General features: G+C 74.2%; 7 protein-coding genes. 4 read left to right on the plus strand and 3 right to left on the minus strand.

The window, feature by feature from the left end; genetic code table 11:
* The first annotated feature begins 192 nt into the window (after positions 1 to 192).
* On the plus strand, positions 193 to 1,746 hold the full coding sequence (gene hutH, locus ACSNOK_RS27030; protein ID WP_436783399.1) for a histidine ammonia-lyase: 1,554 nt from the start codon (positions 193 to 195) through the stop codon (positions 1,744 to 1,746).
* Between the two features lie 175 nt (positions 1,747 to 1,921).
* Here hutH and ACSNOK_RS27035 read toward each other — a convergent pair whose 3' ends face one another.
* A complete protein-coding gene (locus tag ACSNOK_RS27035; protein ID WP_436783393.1) occupies positions 1,922 to 2,233 on the minus strand; it encodes a hypothetical protein in 312 nt (103 codons plus the stop codon).
* A 366-nt stretch (positions 2,234 to 2,599) separates the two neighbouring features.
* Between ACSNOK_RS27035 and ACSNOK_RS27040 the strand changes: the two genes are divergently transcribed.
* Together ACSNOK_RS27040 and ACSNOK_RS27045 are read left to right on the plus strand one after the other, a co-directional pair.
* Positions 2,600 to 3,889, plus strand: a complete 1,290-nt coding sequence (locus ACSNOK_RS27040; RefSeq protein WP_436783394.1) for a L,D-transpeptidase — start codon at positions 2,600 to 2,602, stop codon at positions 3,887 to 3,889.
* 119 nt (positions 3,890 to 4,008) lie between these two features.
* Positions 4,009 to 5,322 (plus strand): DUF2786 domain-containing protein, encoded by a 1,314-nt coding sequence (locus ACSNOK_RS27045; protein ID WP_436783395.1) that lies wholly within the window; start codon positions 4,009 to 4,011, stop codon positions 5,320 to 5,322.
* Between the two features lie 632 nt (positions 5,323 to 5,954).
* Here the strand turns inward: ACSNOK_RS27045 and ACSNOK_RS27050 are convergent.
* Both ACSNOK_RS27050 and ACSNOK_RS27055 read right to left on the minus strand, forming a co-directional pair.
* A complete protein-coding gene (locus ACSNOK_RS27050) occupies positions 5,955 to 6,290 on the minus strand; it encodes a hypothetical protein (protein WP_436783396.1) in 336 nt (111 codons plus the stop codon).
* 230 nt (positions 6,291 to 6,520) lie between these two features.
* On the minus strand, positions 6,521 to 6,922 hold the full coding sequence (locus ACSNOK_RS27055) for a hypothetical protein (protein ID WP_436783397.1): 402 nt from the start codon (positions 6,920 to 6,922) through the stop codon (positions 6,521 to 6,523).
* Positions 6,923 to 7,323: 401 nt separating this feature from the next.
* Here ACSNOK_RS27055 and ACSNOK_RS27060 point away from each other — a divergent pair.
* Positions 7,324 to 8,421 (plus strand): glycosyltransferase (locus tag ACSNOK_RS27060; protein ID WP_436783398.1); only part of this gene is annotated, 1,098 nt, incomplete at its 3' end.

The raw sequence follows: 8,421 nt of genomic DNA on the forward strand, positions 1-8,421 counted from the left end.
CCCGGGGGGCTTGCCCCCGGGAATCGGCGAAGGGGCGGGACCGGGGCACCATCCCGCCCGTCAGGGCGGCACCGGCGGATACAGCCCCAGCAGCGGCATGCGCGCGGCCCTCGCGGTGTTGTCGTACAGGGCAGTTCACCTGACCCCTAGTGACAGGCAGCGATTCAGACCCTAGGGTGCCTGAATATGGATATGCAGATGCGCGTGGACACCGACGTGGTGGTGGGAAGCTCCGGAACGACCGCCAACGATGTGATCGCCGTGGCGCGCCACGACGCGCGCGTCGTCGTGTCCCCCGAGGCCCTGGCCGCCGTCGCCGCCTCCCGGCAGGTCATCGAGGACCTGGCGGCCAAGCCGGACCCCGTCTACGGCGTCTCCACCGGCTTCGGCGCCCTCGCCGTCCGCCACATCAGCCCCGAGCTCCGCGCGCAGCTCCAGCGCAACATCGTGCGCTCGCACGCCGCCGGCATGGGCCCGCGCGTGGAGCGCGAGGTCGTGCGCGCGCTGATGTTCCTGCGCCTCAAGACCCTGGCCTCGGGCCGCACCGGCGTCCGGCCGGTCGTCGTGGAGACGATGGCCGCCCTGCTCAACGCGGGGATCACGCCGGTCGTCCACGAGTACGGCTCCCTCGGCTGCTCCGGCGACCTCGCCCCGCTCTCACACTGCGCGCTGACGCTGATGGGCGAGGGCGAGGCGGAGGGCCCCGACGGCGTCCTCGCGCCCGCCGCCGAGCTGCTCGCCGCGCACGGCATCGAGCCCGTCGAACTGCGGGAGAAGGAGGGGCTCGCCCTCCTCAACGGCACCGACGGCATGCTCGGCATGCTCGTCATGGCCTGCGCCGACCTCGCCCGCCTGATCACCTCCGCCGACATCACCGCCGCGCTCTCCCTGGAGGCCCTGCTCGGCTCCGAGAAGGTCCTCGCCCCCGAGCTGCACGCCATCCGCCCGCACCCCGGCCAGGGCACCAGCGCCGACAACATGCTGCGCGTGCTCGCCGGTTCGGGGATGACCGGTCACCACCAGGACGACGCGCCGCGCGTCCAGGACGCGTACTCCATCCGCTGCGCGCCCCAGGTCGCGGGCGCCGGGCGCGACACCCTCGCGCACGCCCGGCTCGTCGCCGACCGCGAGCTGGCCTCCGCCGTCGACAACCCGGTCGTCCTGCCCGACGGACGCGTCGAGTCCAACGGCAACTTCCACGGCGCGCCCGTCGCGTACGTGCTCGACTTCCTGGCCATCGCCGCCGCCGACCTCGCGTCCATCGCCGAGCGGCGCACCGACCGGCTGCTCGACAGGAACCGTTCGCACGGCCTGCCGCCGTTCCTCGCGGACGACCCCGGGGTCGACTCCGGCCTCATGATCGCCCAGTACACGCAGGCGGCCCTGGTCAGCGAGATGAAGCGGCTGGCCGCGCCCGCGTCGGTGGACTCCATCCCGTCCTCGGCGATGCAGGAGGACCACGTCTCCATGGGCTGGTCGGCGGCGCGCAAGCTGCGGACCGCGCTCGACGCGCTCGCCCGGGTCGTCGCCGTGGAACTCGTCGCCGCCACGCGCGCCGTCGAACTGCGGACCGGGCTCACGCCCTCGCCCGCCACGGCCGCCGTGCTGCGCGCGGTGCGGGAGGCCGGGGTGGAGGGGCCGGGAGCGGACCGGTTCCTCGCGCCCGACCTGGCGGCGGCGGAGGAGTTCGTGCGGTCCGGGGCGCTGGTGCGCGCCGTGGAGGCGGTCGTCGGGGAGCTGGGCTGACCTCTTGAGCGGCCGGCGCGGTCCGTCGCGCGACGCGTGGGGGCGGTGACCGTCGGTCAACGGGCGGGGTCGGGGCGGGCGTTCGCTTCTCGCCGGGCGGGGGCGATCGCGGAGGCGGCGCCCCTGCCCTGACCTCGTGGGCCGTCTCTCGCCTCCCCCCGGACTCCGGCCCTCCTCAGGCTCCGGACGGGCCGGAGGCCGCGCGTGAGCGCCGTACCGCCACCGTGACCAGCGCGCCGCCGACCGCCACGAAGCCCAGCCCGCCGTAGACGTACGGCGTGGTGTCCACGCTTCCGGAATCGGCGAGCCGCCGGCCGTCGCGGGGCGCGGGGGCGGGCAGGTGAGCGGTGGACGCGTGGGCGGAGGACGGGTGGGCGGCGCCCGGCTCCGGGTGGGCGGTCGTCGCGTGCGCGGTCGGTACCAGCCAGCCCACGCAGAGCAGCGCCCCGGCGGCGAGGGCGGTCGACAACGGGCGGCGAGCGGTCACGGCATCCCCTCAGCGGCGGCGGGCCGGCGGCGCGGGAGGCCGGGGCCCGACGGGCGGTGCCGGACCCGCGGGGCCCGGCCGAACAGATGTTAGTGACACGCTTGGACGGTGGGGAAGGCACCTGCTCCGACGGGCTTCCCGGCCCCCTGACCACCCGGCTTGGGCGCAGGCGCCCGGAGGGTCTTTACTGGCGTGGTCTTCCCCACACTTTGCGCGTGGGTGGAACGGGCGAATCGGGTCAGGCGTTCCCTAAGCAGTAGCCGGGACCAGAGGGCACGCGTGGGACGCGTCCGGTGTGCCGGTGAAGGCCGAGGGGCCGGATCGTGCCCCCGTGGCCCGGTTCGGGGATTTTCGGGGTCCAGAGCGATGGAGATGCGTGTGATGAAGGACGGCAAGCGCCGCAAGGGCCTGGTGGCCGCGGCCGCCGTGCTCGGTGGTGTGCTCACCCTCGCCGCCTGCGGCGGTGGCGACGACGGCGACAACAAGGGCGGTGGCTCCGGCAAGGAGAAGTCGCAGCAGAACGTCGACGCGGCAGCCGCCAAGGACGCCTCCACGGCACAGATCAAGATCAAGCCCAAGGGCGGTACGACCAACGCCGGAACCGCCGTGGACGCCGTCGAGGTGACCGTCAGCGACGGTGAGCTCACGAGCGTCAAGATGACGGACGAGACGGACGTCAAGAAGGTCCGCCCGGTCGCGGGGACCCTCGCGCCGGACAAGAAGAGCTGGAAGCTCGCCAAGCCGCTGGAGCGGTCCTCCAAGTACAAGATCGTCGCCGAGGCGAAGGACGACAAGGGCCGCCGCGCCACGGAGAACTCCTCCTTCTCCACGGTTTCGCCGAACAACAGCTTCATCGGGACCTTCACCCCCGAGGACGGCCAGACCGTCGGCGTCGGCATGCCGGTCTCGATCAACTTCGACAAGCCGATCAAGGACCGCAAGGCCGTCCAGTCCCACCTGAAGGTGACCTCCAGCAGCGGCCAGCAGGTCGTCGGCCACTGGTTCAACGACCAGCGCCTCGACTTCCGCCCGCAGGAGTACTGGAAGGCCAATTCCGAGGTCACCCTCAAGATGGAACTGGGCGAGGTCTACGCCGCCCCGGGGATCAAGGGCCTGCAGAACAAGACGGTCAAGTTCCGGGTCGGCCACTCCCAGGTCTCCACGGTGGACGCCAAGACCCACCAGATGACCGTGGTCCGCGACGGCAAGGTCATCAAGACCATCCCGATCTCGGCCGGCAGCCCCTCGAACCCGACGTACAACGGCAAGATGGTGATCTCGGAGAAGTTCACCGAGACCCGCATGGACGGCTCCACCGTGGGCTTCTCCAAGGCCAACGGCAAGGGCGAGTACGACATCAAGGACGTCCCGCACGCCATGCGGCTGTCCACGTCGGGCACGTTCATCCACGGCAACTACTGGGGCGGCGGCATCTTCGGCGTGGAGAACACCAGCCACGGCTGCGTCGGCCTGGAGGACAAGCAGGGCGCCGACGACCCGAACACCCCCGGCGCCTGGTTCTTCAAGAACTCGCAGATCGGCGACGTCGTCGTGGTGAAGAACTCCGACGACAAGACGATCGCCCCGGACAACGGCCTCAACGGCTGGAACATGAGCTGGCAGGAGTGGGTCAAGGGCAGCGCCACCGGCGCCTGATCCGACCCGACCCCGCCGCCCGGCGGTTTCGCGTGCCGGGACCTTCGGCACGGGGCGCGTACGGGCGGGACGCCGCCGCCCGTCAGGCCCGGCCCTCCCGACGACTTATGGAGGAACCCATGGGCAAGCGCCCGGGACAGGACCGGCCCGACGAGGCCGCCGGGCCGCGGCCGGCCGTCGAGGCGGCCGTACGCCGGCTCCGCGCGCTGTCCGCGGACGGCCCCGGGGGGACCGAGGCCGTAGAGGACGCCGCCTACGCCGACGCCTCCGCCCTCGCCGCCGCGCCCGCCGGGCCCGCGGCCGTCGGCCGGGCCCTGCTCGCCACCGCCGAGGCGGAACTCCGGCGCGCCTGGGAACGCGGCTGGCAGCCCGCCGACGTCCTCCGGCTGGCCCGCCGGGACGCGACCGGGCCCGCCCTCCGCTTCGTCCTCGCCGCCGTGGCCGCCGAGGCCCGCCGGTACGCCCCGGACACGCTGCCCCCGCGCTGGGCCGGGCAGCTCCGCGACCTGGACGCGACGGTGTGGTGGCCGGACGACGACGCGTTCCTGGAGGGCTTCGCGCGCCGCGAGCGCCTCAGCCGCTTCGAGACCGTGACCAGCGCGCTCCTCGCCCTGCGGCTCGTCGCCCGCCTCCCGCACATCGGCACGGCCGGCCCGCTCCCCGGCGCCGCGGGCACGAGCGCGGGCGCGGGCGCCGGGCGGCATGACGGCCGGACCGCGGCCGTGGAGCCGAAGACGCTCGCCCGCATCCGGGCGCTGCTGGCCAAGGCCGAGTCGACGGACTTCCCCGACGAGGCGGAGGCGTTCTCCGCCAAGGCGCAGGAGCTCATGGCCCGCCACTCGCTCGACGAGGCGCTCCTCGCCGCCGCCCCCGGCGCGGCCGGCGACGGGCCCGGGACGTGCCGGCTCGGCGTCGAGGGCCCGTACGAGTCCGCGAAGGCCCTGCTGCTCCACGCCGTCGCCGAGGCCAACCACTGCCACGCGGTGTGGTCCGCCGAGTACGGCTTCTCGACCGTCGTCGGCTTCGAAGCCGATCTCGAACTCGTCGAGCTGATGTACACCTCGCTGCTGGTACAGGCGGACGCGGCGATGCGCCGCGCCGCCGACGCGCACCACCGGGAGGCGAACGGGCGCGGCGGACGGGCCCGTTCGGGCCGCCGGACCCGCGACTTCCGCGAGTCGTTCCTCATCGCCTACGCCGCCCGGATCGGCGACCGGCTGTCGGCCGCCGCCCGGGACGTCACCGAACACGCCGCCCGCCCCGCCGAGGTACTCCCCGCGCTCGCCGCCCGGGACGTCGCCGTCGGCGAGACGGCCGAACGCCTCTTCCCCGAGACCACCTCGCACCGGCTCCGGGGCCGGGACGCGGAGGGCTGGGCCCGAGGAACCGAGGCGGCCGACGCGGCCCGACTGGGGCGGCGCCCGGCGGGGTGAGGCCGTCGGCCTGAGAGGGCGGGGCTGCGGGTCCGAGGGGCGGGCTTGAGGGGTCGGCCGCTCACCCGCTCGCAACGCGTACTCCCGCCACCGCCGCACCTCGTCGTCGGTGACCTCCTCGGCCTTCGCCGCCGCACCCAGCGCCTCCGACTCGGCCTCGGCCCGCGGGCGCGGTACCCGACGACCTCGTCTGTGAGCGGCTTCCGTGAGCGGCTTCCAGGCCAGGACACCGGCCCGGAACCGCGCCACGGCCTCCGCCGGACCGGCCGGCACCGCCGGCACGTCCGGCCCGTAGGCGCTGCCGGTCACGGCGGCCGGGGGTCCGGGGGTGTGGCCGAGGCCGAGCCGGATCGCGGCGAGGACCGCGGCGAGAGCCCGGGGATACGGCGACCTTCCCGCCGACTGGGCGGCGGACAGCCGGCGTGCGCGACGGGCGATGCGGAGGCGGTTGCCCGAGGTGGGCCGGTGGCGCGGCGGCGGGCCGGTCTCGCCGTGATCGAGCGCTCGCCTGAGACCGGTGAACGGGCGTCCGACGCTTCACCTTTGCCGGGGGATCTCGCCGACCGTTCGGGACGCCTTCACCGTCCGTTCCGCGCCTCCTGCCCGTCCGCGCGCTGTATGCCGGCCGTCGGTCAGGTGATCAAGTGCACCGCCTGCAACACGAGGACCCCGTGAGTCAGTGCGCACGTGGTCCAGCCGGTGGCGCCACGCGCCCCGTGGCGGACCACCTCCGTCCAGCCCGCCGTGAGCAAGGCCGCGGAAAGGCCCCAGAAGACCCAGGCCACGGCGTACCAGAAGGTGCCCGGGGAGTCGGTGAGGAGGGTCAGGCAGGCGGTAGGGGCGATCGCCAGGAGCGCCAGCCCCCAGGTGCCTTCGCTCGCCTTGTCGTCGTTCGCCCTGGTGCCGTGTGCCTCGTCGTCACGCGCGTCGGCGTCGTTCGCGTTGTCGTCGGCGGCCGGGGGTGTCATGGTGCTCCGTCCTCCTCGGGTCGCTTCTTCACGGAGCTGTGCGCCGGGGCGGCCGCGGCCTCGGGGATGCCGCTACCGCCCCGTCCCGTCATTCCCCGGCCGTCGCCTGTCGGCCGGGTGCGAAACCACTGCGGAAGTGCAACCAGATGTCGTAGAGCGAGTAGCCCACCGACACGCTCCTGAACAGTCCCTTCTCCCACCAGGACGGGCCGTTGTACCACGACTTGAACTTACCGTACGAGCTCTTGACGGAGTTGGCGGAGCCGCCGATCTTCTTCAGGGCCGTCCAGATCTTCTCCCAGTTCGCCTGGATGGTCTTGGGGACTGGCCGTCGGCGACGGCCTGCAGGTCGGCGAGTTCCTCAGGTTCGAGGGACTGGACGACTGGACGAGTTCCTGGACCTCGGGCTCGTCGCTGTCGAGTACCGACCGGGCGGCCTCCTGGGCCTCTTCCTGGGTGACGGCGTGCAGATCCTCCTCGGTGGGATCGTCGATGCCGGCGACAACCGCCGTCCGGGGCTCCTCGCCGGCGGCGAGCGCGGTGGGACCCGCGATGCCGATGGCGACGGCGGCCGGGCGTTCCGTTGGGGTCGCAACCGATCGGGACGTTCGCCGCCTTCTTCCCGTCTTCATGTCCGGTCCACGATGGGGGACTTGCTGTGGCCGGATGGGGTGGCTTGAAGCTATCCCACTGCTGGGGCGATGCCCGGGATGGTGGCGCCGTGGGGAAGGTCCGGGGGCTGTGGCGGAATGAATCCATGGCTCGAACCGTCCGCCCCGCGCGAACAGTTGCACTGCGGGAGGATGTCAATGGGCCTGAGGCTAGGGCGAGTTGACGGGACATGGTCGTCGTCGTGCCGCATCGTCCATAGTCGGCGGTCGGCGGTCGGCGGTCGGCGGTCGGCGGTCGGCGGTCGGCGGTCGGCGCCCCGGCTCGGCCCGCGACCGTTCGGTGTCCTTCGGGCGGGTCGCGGCAGTCTCGCGGCCTCGACACCTGCGGGCGGCGGCTGCCCGGGAGCGGCATACTGCGGGTCATGCGAGTGGCGTTGATGAGCGCGGGATCACGAGGTGACGTGGCGCCCTATACGGGCCTGGGACGCGGTCTGGCCCGTGCCGGGCACGAGGTCACCCTGGTCACGCACGGCTGTTTCGCGCCCTTGGCCGAGGCCGCCGGGCTCCGCTTCCACGCCCTGCCGGTGGACCCGCGCGCCGAGATGGACACCGAGCGGGGCCGCGCCCTGCGGGAGAGCTCGACGGGCCCGGGGCAACTGGTACGGGTGGGGACCCTCGCCCGGGAGGCCGCGGCGCGGATGGCGGACGACCTGCTGCGGGCGGCCGAGGCGGCGGACGTCCTGCTGGTGTCGAGCGGGCTCGGCACGCTGGGGCACCTCATCGCCACCGGGCTGGGCCTGCCGAGCCGGGGCGTCTACCTGCAACCCCACGCGCCGACCGGGGCGTTCGCGCCACCGCTGGTCGCCGGCGGGTCCTGGGGCGCCACCGTCAACCGGCTGGCCGGGCGGGCCGTGAACGTCGCGGTGGACAGCATCTTCGTCGACGCGGCCCGTACGGTACGGGACCGGCTCGGCCTGCCACCGCTCGGCTCGCGCGCCGCCCGCCGCATCCGCGAACGCCAGTGCTGGCCCGTGCACCACGGCTTCAGCCCCCTCGTCGTCCCCCGCCCGGCCGACTGGCGCCCGGGCCTCACCGTCGACGGCTACTGGTGGCCTTACGACCCGCCCGGCGGGGAGCTGCCCGAGCGCGTACGGGACTTCCTCGCGGCCGGGCCGCCGCCGGTCTTCGTGGGGATGGGCAGTGCCACCGTGTCCCACCCCGAGCGGCTCGCCGCGACGTTCGTCCGCGCCCTGCGCGGGGCCGGCCTGCGGGGCATCGTCCAGCGGGGCTGGGCCGGGCTGGAGGCCGAGGGCGACGATCTGCTCACCGTCGACGAGCTGCCGCACGCCGCGCTGTTCCCGCACCTGGCGGCCGTGGTGCACCACGCTGGTGCGGGCACCACGGCGGCCGGCCTGCGCGCCGGTGTCCCGGCCGTGCCCGTCCCGGTGCAGTTCGACGCCCACTTCTGGGCCGCCCGCCTCACCGCCCTCGGCGTCTCCCCGGGCCCCGTCCCCCTCCGC

Source organism: Streptomyces sp. URMC 126 (assembly GCF_051386555.1).
Lineage (GTDB): Bacteria > Actinomycetota > Actinomycetes > Streptomycetales > Streptomycetaceae > Streptomyces.

Coding starts and splice junctions, on each gene's coding strand:
- hutH (WP_436783399.1), top strand. CDS start 193: ATGCAGATGCGCGTGGACACCGACGTGGTGGTGGGAAGCTCCGGAACG.
- ACSNOK_RS27040 (WP_436783394.1), top strand. CDS start 2,600: ATGGAGATGCGTGTGATGAAGGACGGCAAGCGCCGCAAGGGCCTGGTG.
- ACSNOK_RS27045 (WP_436783395.1), top strand. CDS start 4,009: ATGGGCAAGCGCCCGGGACAGGACCGGCCCGACGAGGCCGCCGGGCCG.
- ACSNOK_RS27050 (WP_436783396.1), bottom strand. CDS start 6,290: ATGACACCCCCGGCCGCCGACGACAACGCGAACGACGCCGACGCGCGT.
- ACSNOK_RS27055 (WP_436783397.1), bottom strand. CDS start 6,922: ATGAAGACGGGAAGAAGGCGGCGAACGTCCCGATCGGTTGCGACCCCA.